Annotated in this window: 16 protein-coding genes; 4 read left to right on the plus strand and 12 right to left on the minus strand. The window is 32.9% G+C overall.

Annotated elements, in window-relative coordinates:
• Positions 1 to 9: 9 nt before the first annotated feature.
• Entirely contained in the window at positions 10 to 2,739 is a 2,730-nt protein-coding gene (locus JQC67_RS01970; RefSeq protein WP_203251185.1) for a carboxypeptidase-like regulatory domain-containing protein, read from the minus strand.
• 118 nt (positions 2,740 to 2,857) lie between these two features.
• Here JQC67_RS01970 and JQC67_RS01975 point away from each other — a divergent pair, with 118 nt between their 5' ends.
• From JQC67_RS01975 to JQC67_RS01985, 3 genes are read left to right on the plus strand one after another with little or no spacing between them, the layout of a single operon-like run.
• On the plus strand, positions 2,858 to 3,898 hold the full coding sequence (locus tag JQC67_RS01975; RefSeq protein WP_203251186.1) for an endonuclease/exonuclease/phosphatase family protein: 1,041 nt from the start codon (positions 2,858 to 2,860) through the stop codon (positions 3,896 to 3,898).
• Positions 3,899 to 3,951: 53 nt separating this feature from the next.
• Positions 3,952 to 4,212: a hypothetical protein gene (locus JQC67_RS01980; protein WP_203251187.1), complete on the plus strand. Its 261-nt coding sequence runs from the start codon at positions 3,952 to 3,954 to the stop codon at positions 4,210 to 4,212.
• Between the two features lie 56 nt (positions 4,213 to 4,268).
• Positions 4,269 to 4,724 carry a DUF4440 domain-containing protein gene (locus JQC67_RS01985; protein ID WP_238934442.1) on the plus strand — a complete coding sequence of 152 codons (456 nt, stop codon included), beginning with the start codon at positions 4,269 to 4,271 and terminating at the stop codon, positions 4,722 to 4,724.
• A gap of 44 nt (positions 4,725 to 4,768) precedes the next feature.
• Here JQC67_RS01985 and JQC67_RS01990 read toward each other — a convergent pair whose 3' ends face one another.
• From JQC67_RS01990 to uvrC, 9 genes are all read right to left on the minus strand, one after another.
• The gene (locus JQC67_RS01990) at positions 4,769 to 5,389 is read right to left on the minus strand and encodes a 3-keto-disaccharide hydrolase (protein ID WP_203251188.1); all 621 of its coding nucleotides are present in this window, start codon (positions 5,387 to 5,389) and stop codon (positions 4,769 to 4,771) included.
• 69 nt (positions 5,390 to 5,458) lie between these two features.
• Positions 5,459 to 5,917 carry a hypothetical protein gene (locus JQC67_RS01995; protein WP_203251189.1) on the minus strand — a complete coding sequence of 153 codons (459 nt, stop codon included), beginning with the start codon at positions 5,915 to 5,917 and terminating at the stop codon, positions 5,459 to 5,461.
• A 91-nt stretch (positions 5,918 to 6,008) separates the two neighbouring features.
• The gene (locus JQC67_RS02000) at positions 6,009 to 8,723 is read right to left on the minus strand and encodes a TonB-dependent receptor (protein WP_203251190.1); all 2,715 of its coding nucleotides are present in this window, start codon (positions 8,721 to 8,723) and stop codon (positions 6,009 to 6,011) included.
• 173 nt (positions 8,724 to 8,896) lie between these two features.
• Complete coding sequence (gene pgi / locus JQC67_RS02005; RefSeq protein WP_203251191.1) at positions 8,897 to 10,534, minus strand: glucose-6-phosphate isomerase; 1,638 nt, start codon at positions 10,532 to 10,534, stop codon at positions 8,897 to 8,899.
• On the minus strand, positions 10,535 to 11,827 hold the full coding sequence (locus JQC67_RS02010; protein ID WP_203251192.1) for a M23 family metallopeptidase: 1,293 nt from the start codon (positions 11,825 to 11,827) through the stop codon (positions 10,535 to 10,537). It lies immediately after the preceding gene.
• Between the two features lies 1 nt (position 11,828).
• On the minus strand, positions 11,829 to 12,797 hold the full coding sequence (locus JQC67_RS02015; RefSeq protein WP_203251193.1) for a tryptophan 2,3-dioxygenase family protein: 969 nt from the start codon (positions 12,795 to 12,797) through the stop codon (positions 11,829 to 11,831).
• 54 nt (positions 12,798 to 12,851) lie between these two features.
• A complete protein-coding gene (locus JQC67_RS02020) occupies positions 12,852 to 13,631 on the minus strand; it encodes a DUF3108 domain-containing protein (RefSeq protein WP_203251194.1) in 780 nt (259 codons plus the stop codon).
• Positions 13,632 to 14,162: 531 nt separating this feature from the next.
• Positions 14,163 to 16,427: a patatin-like phospholipase family protein gene (locus JQC67_RS02025; protein WP_203251195.1), complete on the minus strand. Its 2,265-nt coding sequence runs from the start codon at positions 16,425 to 16,427 to the stop codon at positions 14,163 to 14,165.
• An 18-nt stretch (positions 16,428 to 16,445) separates the two neighbouring features.
• Complete coding sequence (gene uvrC / locus JQC67_RS02030; protein WP_203251196.1) at positions 16,446 to 18,233, minus strand: excinuclease ABC subunit UvrC; 1,788 nt, start codon at positions 18,231 to 18,233, stop codon at positions 16,446 to 16,448.
• 530 nt (positions 18,234 to 18,763) lie between these two features.
• Between uvrC and JQC67_RS02035 the strand changes: the two genes are divergently transcribed.
• Complete coding sequence (locus JQC67_RS02035; RefSeq protein WP_203251197.1) at positions 18,764 to 19,330, plus strand: 5-formyltetrahydrofolate cyclo-ligase; 567 nt, start codon at positions 18,764 to 18,766, stop codon at positions 19,328 to 19,330.
• On the opposite strand, the gene JQC67_RS02040 is transcribed toward JQC67_RS02035, so the two are convergent.
• The gene (locus JQC67_RS02040; RefSeq protein ID WP_203251198.1) at positions 19,309 to 19,977 is read right to left on the minus strand and encodes a lipoprotein signal peptidase; all 669 of its coding nucleotides are present in this window, start codon (positions 19,975 to 19,977) and stop codon (positions 19,309 to 19,311) included. The two genes, JQC67_RS02035 and JQC67_RS02040, sit on opposite strands and share 22 nt — an antisense overlap.
• A gap of 46 nt (positions 19,978 to 20,023) precedes the next feature.
• The gene (locus JQC67_RS02045; protein WP_203251199.1) at positions 20,024 to 20,581 is read right to left on the minus strand and encodes a DUF4097 family beta strand repeat-containing protein; all 558 of its coding nucleotides are present in this window, start codon (positions 20,579 to 20,581) and stop codon (positions 20,024 to 20,026) included.
• Between the last annotated feature and the right edge of the window lie 44 nt (positions 20,582 to 20,625).

Below are 20,625 nucleotides of genomic sequence, written 5' to 3' on the forward strand. Positions count from 1 at the left end.
TAACTCTCATCAAAAACTATACGCTACATTTAAAAAATAAGTACGACCATAACCATACCAATATTTTGGTGCAAAAGATGGTGTACCGCTTAAATTATCCTGTTTTAATTGTCCGTAATTTCCATTTCTACTTTGCTCATATCCTCCAGTTCTAAAAACTTGATTAAATAGATTATTGATACTCATAAAAACACTGATATACTTTCCTTTTTTCAACCAAGACTTTCCTCCTACCACATTCAATAAATAAAAATTATCTAATGGTTCTTGTTTTAATAACGCGTTTACGTTTTCTTCAGTAGCATCTATAAATGGCAACTCTGTTTCTGGATTAATATAAAAACTTGGTGTTCTTGTGATAGTAGAAATATTAGCATAATTCTTAGCTAAATAATTAGTGGTAGCAGAAACCCACCAATATTTTGGATCGCGATACTCAATACCAAATGCAAAAGCTTCTTGAGGTCCTTGTGCTAACCTGTAATCTTTAATAACAGCTTTACCTAAATCAATATTTCCCGTAGGATTTATCACGTCTTCTTCAGCACCAGCAGTATCAAAATTAATTGAGACTGACGGATTACTAGCATATATAAATTTACCAATAGCTGATACAAAAGTTAGTTTCACCGCAGATGAAATTTGATATTCTAAACCAAGCTCAACACCAAAATGCAGCTTATCTAAATCAGTCAAAACCTCCTGTACAAAATCGGAACCAACCCCTGCATCTACAAAAAAGAAATTTACATCAGTAGTATTATCAAAGCGAGTGTAATACCCCGTAAATCTGCCGGTCAGTTTTGGTAAGCGCATAAAATAATTCATATCAAACGCTGAAATGGTTTCTTCTTTTATCTCTGCTACGATTTGGTTATTTTCTCTTGGATTAATAAAAACATTCTGTAGTATTGGCGGTCGATTAGCATAATGAAAATTAGAAGTAAGCCAATGCCTTCCATTTACTTTATAATTTAAACCACCCTTAACACCAAGATTTAAAAAACTTAGCTTCTCACTTTTACCCAATGAATTATTTGGATATCGTTCGTTCTTAAAAAGTCCTTCTCGCTGGTAATTAGTATTTGAAAATGTTGCAGCAACAAATGCATTCCATTTCTTGTAATTATATTTCAATTGTGCAAAGGCATTCATTCGAGAAACATTATAAATAAAATGATAATTAAAAATTTCGTTCTTACGTTTATTTATTTCACCAATTGCATCACTCAAGGTATTTGAAAAGGGGTCTATATCTTCATGAAAATCAGCCCCCAATAAATCTTGAATTTGAGCATAGTTTTCTGAGTGTAGGTTTTTATAGGAACCACCAAAATCAATTTGAAATTGATCATTCAAACTTAGATTTGCGTTTGAACTAAATGAGAATTGACGATCAACAACTCTATCTTCATACAAGATGTAAGCAGCCTTAGGTAATGAATTTGCTGCATACATACTTGGCCAATCTACTTGTGGGTTTTCAACGAAGCCTTGTTTTGCTAGGTTGGCACTTACAAAATTTGCACCTATAGTACTATTGATATAAAAACTTGGTAAGTATCGATAGTAGGTTGGATCAGGATTTGGAGCATTATAATACCCTAATCTTCCCTTAGATATTTCACCAAATTGATAAGAAATTCCGGATGTCACATTCAATTTATCTGAAGTATAATAATGATTCAACATTAGTATAGGTTCAGCTATTTTACGTTCACGTGAATTTCTTATTTTACCGTTCTGTTCACCCCAATACGGATTGTATTTATTACCCACCATTTCATAAACCTCTTCTGTAATAGCAGAAGAACGACCTCTACGGTTACTCGCCAGAATACCAGTGAAGTTCACACTATTTTTTTCATTGAATTCATATTCTAATCCACCAAAAAAAGAAAAAGCGTCATATAAAGTACCATTAATATAGCCTTGCTTTGCCCATCTTCTAGAACCTGAAACCGAGTAAGTTAAACCATTTTTTAGAAGCCCTGAACTGTAGGTAGCCATTAATCTACCAGTATAAGTTCTATTTGAAAAAGAAGTTGAAATCCTTGATCCTGGTCGAAAACCTGAAGGCCTCATGTCAATATTTGTATTGCCCAAAATACCACCAAAAGTAAAATCTGAAGGTTGCAATGCGTTTGAAAACTGTTGATTTCTTGTAACATCATTTAAGCCACCCCAGTTATTCCATTGGGGTCTACCGTCAAATAATTTGTTCATTGAAATACCATTTATAAGTACTTCACCTTCTCGTGAGTCATACCCTTTAACTCTAAAAAAAGCTTGTCCAAAATCAAAAGCTGCTCTAGTCAGAAAAACATCACGTGTGGCCTGTAGTAATGCCGAAGAATTTGAATCAGCTTCTTCATCAAATAATTCAGATTCGGTAAGGCTAATTAAATTATCTGTACGTTCTTGAACAAGGTCTTTTTCTAAGTAAACGACACCAATATCTACTACATCATCCGCAACTATAACAGGAATATGTTTAACTACATAATCAATAGATGAGATATTTAATATGAATTCTCCTTTGGTAAGAACATGTAATTCAAAATCACCAGAAATAGTAGATTGACAAGAAAATTTTGTTCCTGAAATGGAAATATAAACACTGATTATTGGTTCTTTCAAATGACTATCTAGCACTTTTCCTTTAATAAGAAAAGTACGCTGTGCCTTCAGCGTAGAAGTACTGAAAGCCAACAATAGAACAGCGAGAGTCAATCGCATTTTTGGTTAGTGTTCTGGTTAGCAACCAGATACAATATACTGATTAACTATATATATTCTAAGAAAATACGCTCAAAATTGAATGTTTTTTCGTTAATTGAATATTTTTTCGCAGAAAATGAAATCAAAATACATCATACTATTTCTGTTTTTTCCTTTCCTCTTTTTTGCTCAGGAAGAAACAAAGTACCATATAAGAACTATAGCGTTTTACAATGTTGAGAACCTATTTGACATAGAAAATGACACACTAATTTTTGATGATGACCGTACCCCTGACGGAAAAGATAATTGGACAATTAATCGTTATAATAAAAAAATAAAAGACCTAGCAAAAGTACTTTCTGAAATAGGGGTTGATGAAACAAATACTTCTCCAGATATTATCGGTTTAAGCGAAGTAGAGAATATTAAGGTTTTAGAAGACCTTGTAAATAATGAACTTCTTCGCAACAAAGGTTACCAAATAGTTCATTTTGATTCACCTGATGAAAGAGGTATCGACGTAGCTTTACTTTATAAAGAATCGGCATTTTTACCTACCTCATTTGAAAGTCATCGCTTATTATTAATAAACGAAGATAATGAACGCAATTATACTAGAGATCAATTAGTAGTTGGTGGATTACTTGATGACGAACAAATGCATTTTATTATCAATCATTGGCCTTCTAGAAGTGGCGGAGAAGCAAGAAGTAAACCCAATAGAATGAAAGCTGCAAAATTGAACAAAAGAATTATTGATTCTTTACAAAAAACAGATTCATTTGCACGAATTATTAGCATGGGAGATTTGAATGATGACCCTACAGACGATAGCTTAAAAAAAATTCTAAAAACCACAGGAAAAAGTAATAATATAAATGACATCGATCTTTTTAACCCAATGGAAAAATTATATAAAAAAGGAATTGGCTCATTGGCTTACCGAGACAAATGGAATCTATTTGATCAAATTTTCTTTACAGGGAACCTTCTAAATTCTGAAAACAATTATCATTTCTGGAAAGCTGGAGTTTTCAATCCGAATTACTTAATAACGAGAAAAGGTCAATACAAGGGTTATCCATTTCGTACGTATGCAGGGGGAAATTATGCGGGTGGTTACAGCGACCATTTTCCAGTATATATGTATTTGATTAAAGCAACTAAAAATTAGAACAACTTCAATACCTACATTTTTAGTAACTTAGAAAAAACAAACTCAAAATTATGCTTCAAAGATTTAGCCTTCTATTACTTTTAATTATATGTTTAATAAGTTGTGATGATGAATATGATGGTGGTGGCTGTGAAGAAGGTTATGTTCGGCAATATGGTGCGAACGGCACATCTTTCTGCGCAGAAGGCTTTGTAGCAGATAAAGTTAAAGAGTATCAAACTGGTGAAAGTTATTACCATCAAAATCATGGGCTAATTACTTTATCAAATGATATTTGGGTGAACAAACACAATCAAATAATTGAGCCTTAAAAGTGTATTAAAAAGCTAAAGCCGTATTTAGTACAATTCCTTTAATCAGAATAATTATGATGAAAATTCGTCTGCTATTTATCACTATCTCATTAATAACGTTTTCAACTATTACTGCGCAAGAAAATGAAATTTCTCATCAGCAAAATGAAGAAATCACCAAATTAATAGCTAATTATTCTACTGCAAGAGAAACAAAAGATGCTGTACTACTTAAATCCATATTAACTGATGACATAGATCAATTGGTTTCTTCTGGTGTGTGGAGAAAAGGTATTGCTATAGCTCTTGAAGGAATGCAGAATAGCACTAAGGTTAACCCTGGCGCAAGAACGTTGACAATTGATACAATTCGTCATCTAAATTCAGAAAGTGCCATTGTAGACGCTAAGTATCAAATTGAAAACACTGATGGTTCAATACGTAAAATGTGGAGTACTTTTATTGTTGTTAAAAGTAAAGATCTTTGGAAGATTGCTGCAATACGAAATATGCTGCCAGCTAAGCCTTAAAAAAAACACCTCCCTTTTTTTTAAGAGAGGTGCCGTATTATTTTTTATAATTCAGTAAGCTGAATATTTTTCCACCGCACTTTAATACCACCACCATCGTGAATTTGAAGTGCAATAGAACCTTCACCAGCTCCTATTTTATCATCAGTAATAGTCATCATTTGTGTACCATTTAACCAAGACGTTACTGTAGCACCTTCAACACGTATTTTCATGGTATTCCACTCCCCCATTTTAAGGGCTTTATCTTTTTCAGGTGCTGGCTTAATTAACCACCCTCTACCATAAGATTCATAAACTCCGCCTGTATCATGCCCCGGAGGTGCTACTTCTACTTGCCACCCGCTAACTTTAGTACCATCAACAGTTGAACGAATAAAAACACCACTATTACCATTGGCTTCTTGCTTAAAGTCTAAGGTTAATTCAAAATTTTTGTAATGCTCATTAGTACCAAGATAGCCATATCCTTTATCTGGTCCACTTTCACATACTAACAAACCATCTTCTGCATACCATTTTTCAGTCCCATAAATGGTCCATCCATCTAAATTATCGCCATTAAAAAGCGTTTTTTGATTTGTTGAATTGGCAACAGTTTGTGCTTTTGATTTACACGAAACAAATGCAATTGTTAGTGCTAAGAGGATAATAGTCTTTTTCATTTAAAGATTTATTTGAAATTAAAAATATATGTAGCAAAAATGCCCAGTGAACTAAGAAAATCTTTAGAATCAATTAAACCATTGACCCCAAGGAATTCTACTTAGAAAAAATATAAGGCCTAATCCATAAAAAATTGCGATGGACTGAAATTTCTTATTGCCTTCAATAAATTTCTTATGTCTAGACCAACCAATAGTTATTAAAATAATCGCCAAAATATTAATAAACGGATGCTCTACCGCCAATAATCTAGAAGCTGCATTCATACCACCCATGCCTAAGGTCTTTACAGCATGAAAACCACTAGATGAGGTGAAATAAAGAACTAGACCTACTAATAACATAAGATGACTTAAAATCAGCGCAAAAAGACTAATTCTAAAGTCTCTTTCAGGTGTAAACATTTTATTGCTTATTAAACCATGAATAGCATTCACAACTGCCAAGATTAATATTGCTAACACAAAGTATGCTAAATAAGAATGTAGTGTTAAAAACCATCCGTAAGCGAGTTCATATTCTTGCATAGTATTCAAATTTTGAGTGCTCTAAAAGTACTAAAATTTAGGCATAAAAAACCCCGCATTTAGCGGGGTTTATAAAATTTTAATTTGTTAGTTAGAAGTTGTAACGTAAACTTAAGTTCCATGTTCTTCCAAAACCAAACCACACATAGTTATTAGTGTCAATACCATTGTACAACTGCGAACCAGAAGTAGCATGAATATTAGAATCAGACTCTGAAATATATTCAGTATCAAAAACATTGTTTACATTAACTCTTGCGAACAAGTTAGATTTCGCAAATCTAAAACGATAATCGATACCTAAATCAAACAGATTATAACTAGGAAGTTTAAGAGCTCCTTGATTATTGTCAGTTAAGAAAATGTCATCATTTTCAATATCTAAATCGGCATATAAGTTTGAGGCGTTTCTCCAACTTAAATCCACATTAAAGTCATCAACTATAGTATATGCAGCTGCAATATAAGCAGTAAATTGAGCGGCATCACCAACTTTAACATCGTCAACAAACAATGTAGAAGTGCCAATTTGATTATTATTATCATCAAAAACGGTTGAAGCAATATCATCTTTATATCTCCAATTACCAACAGATAACATACCATTAAATTTCAAGCTATTTACAGGACGATAGATAAGTTCTATTTCAACACCTTGGTGTAATTGGCTTACCCCTTCAAAATTAGCAGTACCTTCAGCACCACCACCCAATTCTACACCTCTAGAAATAAAACGATCTTTCCATGCAGTACTATACAGGTTTAATGTTGCTGATAATATATTTGTACGATACCCATATCCTAATTCAAAAGAAGTAATCTTTTCTATATTAACATCGTCATTTATAATATTAGCGAAATTTGGAAAAACAGCATCAAAATTTGGTTGGCGCGCTATATAACCCGTATTAAAAAACACATTATTTGCATCATCTAAGTTGTAGTTCGCTCCACCTTTTACATAACCACCTAAAATATTTTCACGCTCACTTACAACATTATTTACTTGATCAAATGGATCAATACGCTTATAACCTTGATTTGAAATACCTGCTTGTAAAACAGCACTTAACTTATTGTTTGATTTATATTCAATAATTCCATTAACTCCAGACCAACGAACGTCTCCAATATTGTAATAATCAATTTTATCACCATTTAAACCAGTATCATTAAAAGGAGTAGCAGCAATAGTTTCTGTTAAAATTACACCTTCAGACAAATTACTATTACCTGTACTAAAATAACCATCTAGGCCTAAAAGATCATTTAAAACTCTATAATGATATCCTTTATAAGCACGTAAATCTACCCCTATACCATAGGTCCAATTATTATTTTCATATTTTAAATTTGAAATAGCACCATACCAGTTATGCGAGTTCATTGAAGCTCTTCGAATAGCAACATTACTATTTACACCGTTATCATTATAACCATTTGACCCAAGACGTAAACCATTGTAATCACTATCTTCATTTGAATAACCTACTCCAGCTCTATTGTTTGCTACTATAGCATCAAAATCAATTGTTCCTGCAGCTGTTCTATAAGGTAAGTCTCCTTCTTCAATAGCTGCTGTAAGGTCTTTTTGAAATGGATAAATTCCAAAATTTCTACCTCTAGAACCTGTACCTCCACCTCGGCCCCATGAACCATAGAATGAAGAAGAGAGCGACCAATTTGAACCTAAATCCCAATCCCAGTTTAAAGTTGCAATAGGTTTATTATAGAAGTTTTTTCTAAACGAATATTCATCACCGTTTAAAGTACCGTGATCCGCATTAAATCTTCTAAAATCATCACCTCCGAAATTTTGATAATCACGAATCGATAAATCTAAATCACGTTGATTATGCCATTGTCCAGCACCTGTAAATGTGAAATTAAACGCATGCTTATCGGAAGGTTCATAACCCAATGAAAACAAGTATGTAAATCCTTCACCTGAAGTACCATCCACATAACCATCACCACTCCAATGTCCTAATAAAACACTTGTGGCCCAACCTTTTTCATTTTTACCAGAGTTTATACCAAACACTTGTTTAAAATATCCATCGTTACCAACAGAACCTGTTGCAAATCCACCTGCTTCTTTATCGGTACTTTTGGTAACAATAGTTACTGTACCACCAACCGAAGGCACTGCTAATTTGGAAGCACCAAGACCTCTTTGAACCTGCATACCTGAGGCGATATCTGACAAACCTTGCCAGTTTGACCAATACACCCAACCATTTTCCATATCATTTACTGGTTGACCATTGATGATAAATGCAGTATTACTTTGAGAAAAACCACGAACCGAAATTCTAGAATCACCATATCCACCACCTTGCTTAGTAGCATAAACTGAAGGTGTCTTATTTAATACTTCAGGAAATTCTTGGTTACCTACTTTGGCAACAATTTCACTTGCAGTAATTGTGCTCACCGCTACAGGAGTTTCTCTTTCTTTAGCAAGATCGATAACACCTGTTCCAACAACCACAACACCTTCTAATTCTTCAGCATCTGGCTCTAAAGTAATTTGTGCTAAAGCACCAGGACCGGTGAAAGCAATATTTTTAGAAACAAAGCCGATATAAGAAACTATTAAATTCCCTGAATTTTCTGAAACTTCAATTGAGAAATTACCATCAAAATCAGTTGAAGTACCATTTGATGTCCCTGCTACCACCACACTTGCTCCTGGTAATGGTGTACTAGACTCACCGTCTATTACAGTACCAGTAATTGTTCCTTGAGAAAATACAACAGCGGTAAATAAAAACGCTACCATTGCGAAGTACATTTTTTTCATTTGTTCTTGTGTTTAGAGTTTTTGAATTTGCTGCAAAAATGACGTAATTTAATCTCGTCTAGATTAAGCGAACGTTAAATTTACATTTGGCAAATTAACATAATTTTGGCAAGAACAATATGCTGACAAACAATAAGTTATCAGATTTAACTAAGAATGATGAAAATAAGAAATTAACTCTTAAAATATTTCAATAATAGCAAAGTAGATCCATCATGATCACCAATATCGGAAGATTCAATTTCACTAAGAATGGTTGTAGCCAGTTGTTTTCCTAATTCTACTCCCCATTGGTCGTAGCTAAAAATATTCCAAATCACACCTTGAACAAATATTTTATGTTCGTAAAGTGCAATAAGAGCACCTAAACTTTTTGGAGAAAGCTTATCAATTAGAATTGTATTTGTAGGATTATTCCCCTCAAAAACCTTGAAAGGTGTCAGTTTCTGAATAGCTTCATCAGAAAGGTTTTTAGATTCCAATTCCTTCTTAGCATCTTCAGTAGTCTTACCATTCATTAATGCTTCTGTTTGAGCAAAGAAATTGGCCATCAATTTATTGTGGTGATCTGTATCACCATGTAATGATTCTTTAAAGCCAATGAAGTCAGCAGGAATTAATTTAGTACCCTGATGTATTAATTGAAAAAAGGCGTGCTGCGAATTTGTACCAGGTTCTCCCCAAATAATAGTACCTGTTTCGTAACCCGTTTTATTACCATCACGATCAACACTTTTACCATTGCTTTCCATAATACCTTGTTGTAAGTATGCTGAAAAACGACTCAAATATTGCGTATACGGTATTATAGCCTCAGTTTCTGCTTCATAAAAATTATTATACCATACGCTTAAAAGCGCTAATACTACTGGAATGTTTTGCTCAAAATCTGCAGTTTTGAAATGCTCATCCATTTCATTTGCACCTTTTAGCAAATTATCAAAATTTTCAAAACCCACAGAAAGAGCTATACTCAAGCCTACTGCGCTCCAAAGTGAAAATCGGCCACCAACCCAATCCCACATCGGAAAAACATTATCCTCTGAGATTCCAAATTCAGCAATTTTTTCTGCGTTTGTTGATACTGCAGCAAAATGTTTAGCAATATCATCTTGAGAGGCATGTTCTAAGAACCACTTTTTTAAAGTAGTGGCGTTACTTAGCGTTTCTTGTGTGGTAAAGGTTTTAGAAACAATAACAAAAAGTGTTGTTTCTGGGTTTAATAATTTTATAGTTTCGTTTACATGATCACCATCTACGTTACTAACAAAATGCAGATTTAAATGATTTTTATAAAACTTCAATGCTTCGACAACCATTGCAGGTCCCAAATCTGAACCCCCGATACCTATATTTACTACATCAGTAAAGGGTTTACCAGTATAGCCTTTTTTTTCTCCTGAAATTACGGCATCACAAAAAGCATTTATTTGCGATTTTACTTGATATACTTCAGGAATTACATTTGCACCATCAACCAAAACCTCATCGGAAGATTTAGCACGTAATGCAGTATGCAAGACAGCACGGTCTTCAGTTTGATTTATAGCATCACCCTTAAAATATTTTTGAATTGCATCTTTCAAATCAACATTATCTGCCAATTCAAATAACAAATTCATGTTTTTTTCTGAAATTCTATTCTTAGAGAAATCGACAAGAAAATCATTCCATCGCAATGAAAATTTTTGAGCTCTTTGCGCATCTTCTGCGAAAAGAGTTTTGAGATGTTGATTTTTTGATTCTTCGTAATTAAGCGTAAGTTTTTTCCAAGTTTCTGTAGCGGTCGGATTCGTGTTCTTTAAAGCCATTTATTTTTCGAAGTCAAGTGATGTTAATAGATTCTCTTCTTGTGGATAAATATATTCAATACAATCCAATTGACTCTTCTTTGGGTTAATAAACTCGAAATATGCCGGCCTAAGTGTTTCTGCTAACGGCTCAGCCAACGGTAATTTTTCTCGTAAAGGGTCAACTTGCCTACCATTTCGCCAAAAACGATAACAAACGTGTGGCCCTCCGGTATTACCAGTCATTCCTATCCAACCAATAATATCACCTTGCTTCACATGTTCACCTCTTTTTACATTTTGCTTTTTCATATGCAAGTACTGCGTTGAATACGTACCGTTATGACGAATTTTCACATATTTACCATTACCGCCTTTACGTCTAGATTCAGTTACAATACCATCAGCAGTGGCCATAATAGGCGTACCTATGGGAGCAGCATAATCAGTACCACGATGTGGTCTTACTTTATTACCATAATATCTAATTCTTCGTTTCAGATTATATCTAGATGAAATTCTACTGAATTTTACCGGAGCTCTTAAAAAGGTTCTTCTTAAGTTATTTGCTTCATCATCAAAGTAATCAACTATACTTTTAAGTGAATCATTTTCATATGCAAACGCATAAATAGGGCGGCCTTCATGCTCAAAATAAGCAGCTTCAATTGGCTCAGCACCTGCATAAATGGTATCATTAATATATTTTTCTTTGTAGATGACTTTAAATTTATCACCCTTTTGAAGACGAAAGAAATCAATGGTCCATGCATAAATTTCAGAAAGATCATTGGTTATGTTGTAGTCAATACCTTGATCTAATATAGCTTCAGATAGTGATGTTTTGATAATACCAGATGCTTCTCTTTCTACGTATTTAACTTCTTTCTTTTCATTGTATGCCTGAACGCTATCTCTAAAATCGATAACAGTATAATTTATGGGATCATTTTGATAAATAAAAACTTCCGCCGCTTCAGTTGTATCTTTAGACTTCAAAATCAAATAAGGCCTACCCACTCTAATTTTGCGCACATCAAAAGTATCTTTGTAATCGCTAGACAACTTTGCGATTTTAGGATATTCTACTTTATTCTGCATCATTAGCTCGCCAAAGCTATCACCTCTGCGTATGGTGTCAAGTTTTACATTGAATTGGTCAAGATCAAAACCATATTCTTTTTTAATCTCTACTGGCTTTTCAATTACCTTGACTTTGGCTATATCTTTATTTAAGTCGGCAGATACAGTTTTATCATCTTTACAAGACGCTAAAACAGCAAACAAAAATACTAGGCCCCACAATTTTCGCATTTTATTTTTTTAATTTATCAGGATTAAAGATATGGTCTACCCATTGCTTTCCCCAACTATTTAACTCTTCTTTTGTATATATACTAGGAAAAAACACCACCTTTTGAAAACTAGGCGGCAAATAAGTCTTCCAGTTTGTACCACCAGTAGCCTCTATTTCTCCGCTTTCTTTACCTAAATATCTATGGGCAGAACCCATATGCATCAAAGGCCAGTTTATATTGGCGTTCATATCCAATGTCTTTAACGCTTTTATCAGGTCTTTATTATTCTTTTTATCCTCTGGTAATTGTAAGTATTTATCGTAAATAGTAGCGTTTTTAACCTGATTTGCAATACGTACAAGTCTTGGCGTATATCGATATTCAAATTGTTTCAATGTCAAGGTCTTTTCACCTGTATCAACATCTGTTGCTCCCTTTTTCCAATAGATATGCTCATAAAGATCTTCAATAGCATCTTCGCCTGAAAATTGGTCACGTTCAGTATGGTGAACTAAATACTCTAAAGGTGCCGAATAGATTTCTATCATTCGGTATTGCGCCGATTGAAATCCGCTTGCTGGCAACAATGCCATTCTAAATTTAAGAAATTGTTCACGCTCCATCCCCTTTATCATAATGCTAAAGGAAGAAATTAAGGTTTCAAAATAACTATTGATTCTACGTGCTTTTTCAATAAAGAAATCAATGTTTTGCGATTTATCATCAACCAACTGCTTTTGCTCGTGCAAAATTAGCTTGAAAAAGAGTTCTGTAATCTGATGATACATTATGAAGATTTCTTCATCAGGAAAATAAGTACGTGGCACCTGTAAACTAAGTAGCGTATCAAGTTGAATATAATCCCAATACGTAAGATACCGTTGATGTAATAATCCGTCTAGATAAGAATTAACATCTTGGCCGGAATCTTTGTATTTCTCTTCAAGTTTAGAAATCTGGGAATCTATTCGATTCTTGTCTTTCATCTGAAATTGTCTAATTACTATAAGAAATCAAATTTAGCAATTAGAATTTTAAGATTAATCCATTATAATCTTAAACTGGTGCTTTAGACCATTATATTGATCTAAATCAGCTTTTATTGAGCCTACAGCCAAATCAGCTTTAATTCGGATTGGGAGTTTATTTTTATCTGCAGACACCCAAAGTGACAAACTTTCTTGTTCTTTAAAGACTCTACCAGACTGTACATAAGGTCTAAATTTGAAGCATCTCACCTTACCGAATTTTGTTCTCAACACTTCATCACCTAAATACTTTAGCTTAAAGTTAAAAATACCATCATCATCATACAACATGCGTAATGTGATAGATTCACCTTGTACCAAGTCTTTTGGCTCATAGTTATTTCTGAGATAATAAAAGGCTGAAATAAGGTCTTGAATACTATCTTGAAGTTCAAACTCTTTTTTAAACTTATTCTTCTTATCATTTAGGATAGCTTTATCCTTATCATGATCAAAATTAATTTCAACATCTTTGGTATAACCACCTTCATCAATTTTTCGAACAAACTTATAAGGCTTTCCTACTTCTTTATCAAAGTAGCTTTCGTAACGATCGTCTACTTTAAAAAAGATACTAGCAAAGCCTGAAGTACGACCTTTACCTACTACATGATATACGGTTTTACCGTTAATCTCAGCATTTTTGACCTGTAGCGTTGCATAACTAGCATTTAAAAAACCATAATGCAACCTAAATTTTAGCCATTCTCCTGGTTCAAAAGCAGATTCTTGATTCTGTGCATTAAGCAATACTCCAGAAGCTAAAAAAAGTAGTATAAAAATCTTTCGCATAGCCATTTTGATATTATAAAATTACTAAAAGTGACCAAACAATGAGCACTCTTAACAATACTTAAACAAAATTTATTCCAAAGTATTGTATGCCAGACCTAACAGTACTAATTAACGTTGATTATTCGAATAAAAAAGGATGAAATTCAGTCTTAGAGATAGCATATAATTGAAAAGTCTATTTCACAAAAAAAAGCCCTAACGTTTACGTCAGGGCTTTTCCTAAATAACCAACCAAACTTTAAATTATGAAAAACCAATACTTAAAGTTGTAAGGGAACCACCCCTTACGCCAACAAATTTACAGCAAAGTTGTAATCAAAAAAGGCTTTTAACTTACTTTAACTAAAGCCTTAACAAATCTTTATGTCAAATGCCATAAAATTTGCAATTCATTAAGAAAAACGGGGGTTTTTGATGAGTTTCTCGAGATACTAAATGGCTATTAAATGTCTCAAATATGGCGATGAAACTTCAATTAATTAACACAATTCAATACAGTATTTAAGTAAATTACTCGTTTGTAGGAATTTAAAACCAATAACCAATACTAAAGTAGAAGCTGCCGTCTTTTTTTTCTGGTGACCATGAATAGAAAACTTGGAGTGGCCCTATTAAAGATTCTAATCCGTAGCCTAATGCGTACCCTGAATAGCTAGGTTCAGTAAACCATTCACCAGTTCTGAATAAATCATCATCAACATTAGCAAAATTAGCAGCAAACATAACATGATTCTTCGGTGCTATTTCTAAATCTAACCTGCTATATGCCTTAACAAAACTGTTACCAGGTAAAGCAATAAAATCATAGCCAAAAAAGGGTCTAAAATTATTTATAAGATCATTACCATATCCGCCTAAAACAAAATCCATTGTTGTTACACTAGATGTACCTAATTTAAAACCTCCTTCAGTTTCAATATTGATTGACAAATTATCTAAAATTGAAAAGGCAGCCCCTATTCTAGATTTAGCTACAGAGAATTCTCTAAAATTATTATTAAAATCAGATGATAAGAGATAAACATGAAAATCTCCGTCAAAATAAAATCCCCTTGATGGAAAATATTTATCATCATAGGTATCAAGATTTAGTTGTCCATAAAGACTTAAATAATTACTTTTTTCAAAAATTGTTTTACCATCTTCAACAACCAATTCAGCAGGCAAGAGTCCGCCACTTCCTTCACCCAAGGTTTTTGTACTGTATTTTAAATATTTCTGTTCAGCCCCCAAACGAAACGAAAATTCTTCACGCACAACAGTCTGCACATAAAATTGATTCGTGAAGTCTATTACATCAAAACTTATACTATTAAGCCCTAGCCCGGCTCCTACATTAAAATTCGTTTGAATTAATGAATAATCAACAGGGTTGGTAAAATTATTATATCTTGAATTATACCCAAAACTCCAATAAGGGCCCTTATCTACAAAGTATTTCAAGTTGTAACGTAGATTATCTCCAAAAATAAAATCAAAAGAAGCTACATCATCTTTCATGAATAAATTTTTGTGCGATAAATTAATCAACGCCGCAGTTTTATTTAAATCATCATAATGTGCACTTAAACGCAAGTATGTTTTTGTCGGATTCTCTCTTAGGTCTATTATTAAATCAACACCATCACCATTGGTCAATAATTCATACCGAATTGTTTTAAAGTTATCAGTAGCTGACAAGTTGTTTATACCCTGTTTTAGTTTATCAAAAGTTATTTTCTCATTATTTGAAAAACGAAGTTTACCTTTCACAAAACCACTGGTATAACTTTCGTTTCCTTTAAGAATTACTTGTTTTACAATTAAACTATCTTCTATACTTAAGGGTTTAACAGAATTTCTAATTACGTTTTGAGCAGAGGCTATTTTTTCAAGTTCTTCTAACTTAAATTGAGCAGCATCAACACCACTATCAATAATTTTCAAACTAGCATCGAAATCAACTACAGAATAATCGGATATATCTGGTTTAATATAAACATCTGTTCCTTCAACTTTCTTAATCATATCAACAGCTGATCTATAGTTGTTAATCTGAAGCAGAATTTCCGTAGCTGATAAAAGTCCATCACGGCCAAGCAGACCTTGTTGTACATCCACACCAATAATAATATCAGCACCCATTTTCCGAACTTCTTCAATAGGATAATTATTTACTACGCCACCATCAATTAAAATTTGGTCACCAATTGGAGCAGGCTCAAATAAAGAAGGAAAAGTACCACTGGCCATAATAGCTTCAGGCAAATAACCTCTATCTAATAACACCTCATCACCTGTTTCTACATTTGTAGCTATACACAAAAAAGGAATTGGCAACTTACTAAAGTCGCCTACATCTTTCACATGATATAATACCCGTACTAATTCGCTATAAATATTTTGACCACCTGAATAAGCAGATGGAAAGGTTACTTTGAAATTATTAAAGGGTAAGGTCAATGCATATTTTTCTGAAACAGATTTCTCATAAAAAGATTTGGATCCACGAGGTATATTATCTTCAATTAGATCTACAAAATTTAAATCACGAAACAGCGAATCTAATTGCTTGGCGTTATACCCAGATGCGTATAAACCACCAACAATAGCGCCCATGCTAGTACCCCCTATATAATCAATTTTAACACCCGCTGCTTCTATAACCTTAAGTGCGCCAATATGCGCTAATCCTTTTGCGCCACCCCCACTTAAAACCACACCTACTTTAAGGTCTTTTTTATTTTTTACAGATTGGGCATAAGTAGTACCGGTAATTAAAAAAATGAAAATAAAAAATAGTCCCCTTGCCATACCTAATAAACGTAAAATCTAGTGAAAAGTTTTATGAATTTTTTTTGCTTTTGCCATACCCACAATCTTCGCCAAATCATCAATTGATGCCTCTTTAATTCTTTTAACTGATTTGAATTGCTTTAAAAGATCTCGTGCCGTTTTTTCACCAACACCATCAATTTCTTCTAAGGCAGAATTTATAGCTGCTTTACTTCGCAATTGTCTGTGAAATGTAATGCCAAAACGGTGTGCTTCATTTCGCAATTGTTGTATTATTTTTAAACTCTCAGATTTTTTATCTAGATAAAGCGGAATTGAGTCATCTGGAAAATAAATTTCTTCAAGCCTTTTAGCGATTCCTATAATAGCAATTTTACCGCGTAAACCTAGTAAATCTAAACTTTTAACAGCAGATGATAATTGTCCTTTTCCACCATCAATTACAATCAGTTGTGGCAAATTAGCTTCCTCATCAAGTAATCTCTTATATCTTCTAAAAACAACTTCTTCCATTGAGGCAAAATCATCTGGCCCAACAACCGTTTTTATATTGAATTTGCGATATTCTTTCTTTGCTGGTTTTCCATTTATAAACACCACACAAGCAGCAACAGGGTTACTACCCTGTATATTACTATTATCAAAACACTCAATATGCCGAGGCTCTTCTGAAAGTCGAAGATCAATCTTCATTTGCGCCATTATACGATTAGTATGCCGATCTGGATCAATAATTTTAATCTGCTTAAATCTATCTTGCCTAAAAAACTTAGCATTGCGTTCAGATAATTCTAAAATTCGTTTTTTATCACCCGTTTTAGGCACCCGTATTTTTAGTTCTGGGTCAACTGAAACTTCAAAAGGCAAATACAATTCTTTTGAGTGCGAATTAAACCGTTGTCTAATTTCAACAATTGCCATTTGCAATAATTCAACATCACTTTCATCAAGTTTCTTTTTCATTTCTAGAGTGTGCGATCGAATTACCGCCCCGTGTGAAATTTGCAGGAAATTGACATATGCAAAATCTTCATCAGAGATGATTGTAAACACATCTACATTATTAATTTTAGGATTTACGATAGTTGACTTTGCCTGATAATTTTCTAAAACTTCAATTTTCTCTTTCATTTGCTGCGCTTCTTCATAAAGTCTTTTATCAGCCAATTCAATCATTTGTTTTTTGAAGTAATGTAATGAAGATTTAAAGTTTCCTTTTATTATTTCACGAATATCACTAACCTGAAGTTGGTATTCTGGTTCTGATTGATGCCCTTCACAGGGGCCTTTACAATTACCTAGATGATACTCTAAACAGACTTTGTATTTACCTTCAGAAATGTTTTTTTCTGAAAGATCATAATTACATGTTCTTAACGGATACACGCCTTTTATTAAATCTAAAAGCGTGCGAACTGTATACATACTAGTGTAAGGACCAAAATACTCTGAGCCATCTTTTATATGATTTCGGGTCGGAAAAATTCTAGGAAAACGTTCATTTTTAATACATATCCACGGATAACTTTTATCATCCTTTAATAAAACATTATACCTTGGTTGATACTTCTTTATTAAGTTATTTTCTAAAAGAAGCGCATCGGTCTCAGTAGGTACAACAATGTGTTTTATTGTATGTATGTGTTTAACAAGAATTCTTGTCTTTCCGTTATCATGATTTTTATTAAAATAGGATGAAACACGTCGCTTCAGATTTTTGGCTTTACCTACGTAAAGTATTTTTTCATCTTTATTATAGAATTGATAAACACCAGGAGTACTCGGCAATGTTTGTATTTGTATTTTAAGTAAATCTTGAGGCATGTGAACTTTAAAGTTTCTCTTTAGCGGTATTCAAGGTTAAATTACTGCGTTTTTTATTTTACACCCAGTGTTTATTAGTTTTTTAACGCTGAAAAAAATGAAAACTTAGAATTTAAAATAAAAGCCTAAAGACTTCCGAAGGTTATAATAATTAAAATATCAATTTTTAATGACCAATTAACCTTACAAATAATTCACAGCTAAGAAGATATAAAACTTCACTAACCCAAATTTAATACTGAATTTACATAGAAACGAAACTTGAGAGATTGAAGTTGGATTAACGCAAAAGTTAAAGTTTTTCTAAAAACGTGCATTTCATCGATAAAAAGTTGCCGTTTATGGGGTTTTAATGATTTATTTTACATATTTTTAACCATCAAAATCAACAAAAAGCATGGATAATTACATTATAATACTCGGACTTTATTTGGTCTTAATGGTTTGTTTTAAAATCTATTACTCCTCATCAGTTAAAGAAATAGAATAGTAAAATTTTACCCCCAAATTGAGTAAGTTCAATCTAAATCATGAATAAAAAAGATTTAAGATTAGACTACAAGAAACGCAGAAAAAATTGCTCTCCACAATTTCTAGCAAATGCTAGTTTAGGCATTGCCAATAATGCTTTGAAAATTCCGATATGGAATTTCGACTACTATCATATATTTTTACCTATTACTAGTCATAAAGAACCAGACACATCTTATCTTCTATCTATTTTACAAGGAAAAGATAAAAACATTGTTCTACCCAAAGTTTCTAATCAAGAACTGAAACATTATTTACTTACTGACAATACTCGATTAAAGAATAGTTCATTAAACATTCCCGAGCCTGTTGATGGTATAGAAATACCTATAGAGAAAATTGAAGTTGTTTTTGTTCCGCTTTTGGCATTTGATATTTCAGGAAATCGTGTAGGATACGGTAAAGGGTTCTATGATAAATTTTTATCGGGCTGCAAGCCAGAAACTATAAAAGTTGGCCTGTCTTTATTTGAACCCGTAGAAAAAATTAGTGACGTTTACGAAAATGACGTTCCGCTTGATTATTGTATTACTCCTGAAAAGAATTATTCCTTCGTTTCTGAATAATCATTTTCAGCGCTTGAATTAATCAACTCATCTTCAGGTTGCCCAAAAACTTTTTTATTGAATACTATTAATATACCTACTCCAGTACTTATAGCAGTATCGGCAATATTAAAAACAGGTTCAAAAAACCGAAAACGACCACCACCAAAGTAAGGTATCCATTCTGGCCAGGTTGTATCAACCATTGGAAAGTAAAGCATGTCTACCACTTTACCATAAAAAATACTTCCGTAAGGTTCATCTGCAAAAAGTGTGGCAACATTGCCATTACTTGCATCAAATAAAATTCCGTAGAAAACAGAATCCAAAATATTACCTAATGCACCAGCAAAAATTAAGCACACTGCTAGTACATATGTATTTGGAGATTGTTTTTTAATGATATCATAAAGCCAATATCCGATACCACAAATAGCAAATAATCGAAAAATAGTCAAAACCAGTTTACCAACACTATCAGAAATAGGAAAAATATCACTTAGTTTAGCACCCCAAGCAGCACCCTCATTTTCTATAAATAAAATTTTGAACCAGCTAAAAACATCTACAGATTCACCGAGAACAAAATTTGTTTTAATATAAAACTTGCTGAGTTGATCAACAATTAATATTAAAATAATAAGCAGTATTGACTTTTTTAGACTCATGTTGAAATATTAGCGGTAAAAATAACTCTTTAATTACAATTGAGAATTATTCACTTTGATCAAGATTAATGTTTCCTGTAGTTGTTTTTACTGTAAAATAATTTTCCCCAACAGGAATCTCATTTTTTTCTACAATACCATACGAACTAGAAGCTTGAATAATTGCACCGTCAGAAACAATATTTATATCACCGCTTTGCGTCGTGGCCATTACATTTTCAGACACATTAATTAATGTACAAATTCCATCGTTTAAGGTAATCTTCAAATGTTTGTAAATACCTGTTACACTTACATTACAACTGGCACCATTTACTTGAATAGTATGATTTTGAGGTACAGTAATCTCTAGTGCAATTGAAACAACTTTGTGTGCACTTAATTTATCATTAGGGTTTTTAAAATTGGGCACAAACCCCGCACTGACAAATATATTCGTTCCTTCTTCTTTTAAATTTAGTAGCAAGTCTTCTGTATATTCGCCTTCAATTGTGGCTTGCACATTCAATTCATCAGTAGCTGAAGTTTTCATATTAATTTCAAAGCAATTACTAGCGTCAATTTCAATTGCAGAAATCTCATGATTCACAACAGTTTTCTTCACAATCTTTTGTGCACTTAAAAGATTGATAGAAAAAACCAAAAAGA

The organism is Aurantibacter crassamenti, assembly GCF_016811105.1.
GTDB lineage: Bacteria > Bacteroidota > Bacteroidia > Flavobacteriales > Flavobacteriaceae > Aurantibacter_A > Aurantibacter_A crassamenti.

Coding starts and splice junctions, on each gene's coding strand:
- JQC67_RS02015 (WP_203251193.1), bottom strand. CDS start 12,797: ATGAAAGACAAGAATCGAATAGATTCCCAGATTTCTAAACTTGAAGAG.
- JQC67_RS02035 (WP_203251197.1), top strand. CDS start 18,764: ATGAATAAAAAAGATTTAAGATTAGACTACAAGAAACGCAGAAAAAAT.
- JQC67_RS01980 (WP_203251187.1), top strand. CDS start 3,952: ATGCTTCAAAGATTTAGCCTTCTATTACTTTTAATTATATGTTTAATA.
- JQC67_RS01990 (WP_203251188.1), bottom strand. CDS start 5,389: ATGAAAAAGACTATTATCCTCTTAGCACTAACAATTGCATTTGTTTCG.
- JQC67_RS02010 (WP_203251192.1), bottom strand. CDS start 11,827: ATGCGAAAATTGTGGGGCCTAGTATTTTTGTTTGCTGTTTTAGCGTCT.
- uvrC (WP_203251196.1), bottom strand. CDS start 18,233: ATGCCTCAAGATTTACTTAAAATACAAATACAAACATTGCCGAGTACT.
- pgi (WP_203251191.1), bottom strand. CDS start 10,534: ATGGCTTTAAAGAACACGAATCCGACCGCTACAGAAACTTGGAAAAAA.
- JQC67_RS02025 (WP_203251195.1), bottom strand. CDS start 16,427: ATGGCAAGGGGACTATTTTTTATTTTCATTTTTTTAATTACCGGTACT.
- JQC67_RS02040 (WP_203251198.1), bottom strand. CDS start 19,977: ATGAGTCTAAAAAAGTCAATACTGCTTATTATTTTAATATTAATTGTT.
- JQC67_RS02020 (WP_203251194.1), bottom strand. CDS start 13,631: ATGCGAAAGATTTTTATACTACTTTTTTTAGCTTCTGGAGTATTGCTT.
- JQC67_RS01995 (WP_203251189.1), bottom strand. CDS start 5,917: ATGCAAGAATATGAACTCGCTTACGGATGGTTTTTAACACTACATTCT.
- JQC67_RS01985 (WP_238934442.1), top strand. CDS start 4,269: ATGATGAAAATTCGTCTGCTATTTATCACTATCTCATTAATAACGTTT.
- JQC67_RS01970 (WP_203251185.1), bottom strand. CDS start 2,739: ATGCGATTGACTCTCGCTGTTCTATTGTTGGCTTTCAGTACTTCTACG.
- JQC67_RS01975 (WP_203251186.1), top strand. CDS start 2,858: ATGAAATCAAAATACATCATACTATTTCTGTTTTTTCCTTTCCTCTTT.
- JQC67_RS02000 (WP_203251190.1), bottom strand. CDS start 8,723: ATGAAAAAAATGTACTTCGCAATGGTAGCGTTTTTATTTACCGCTGTT.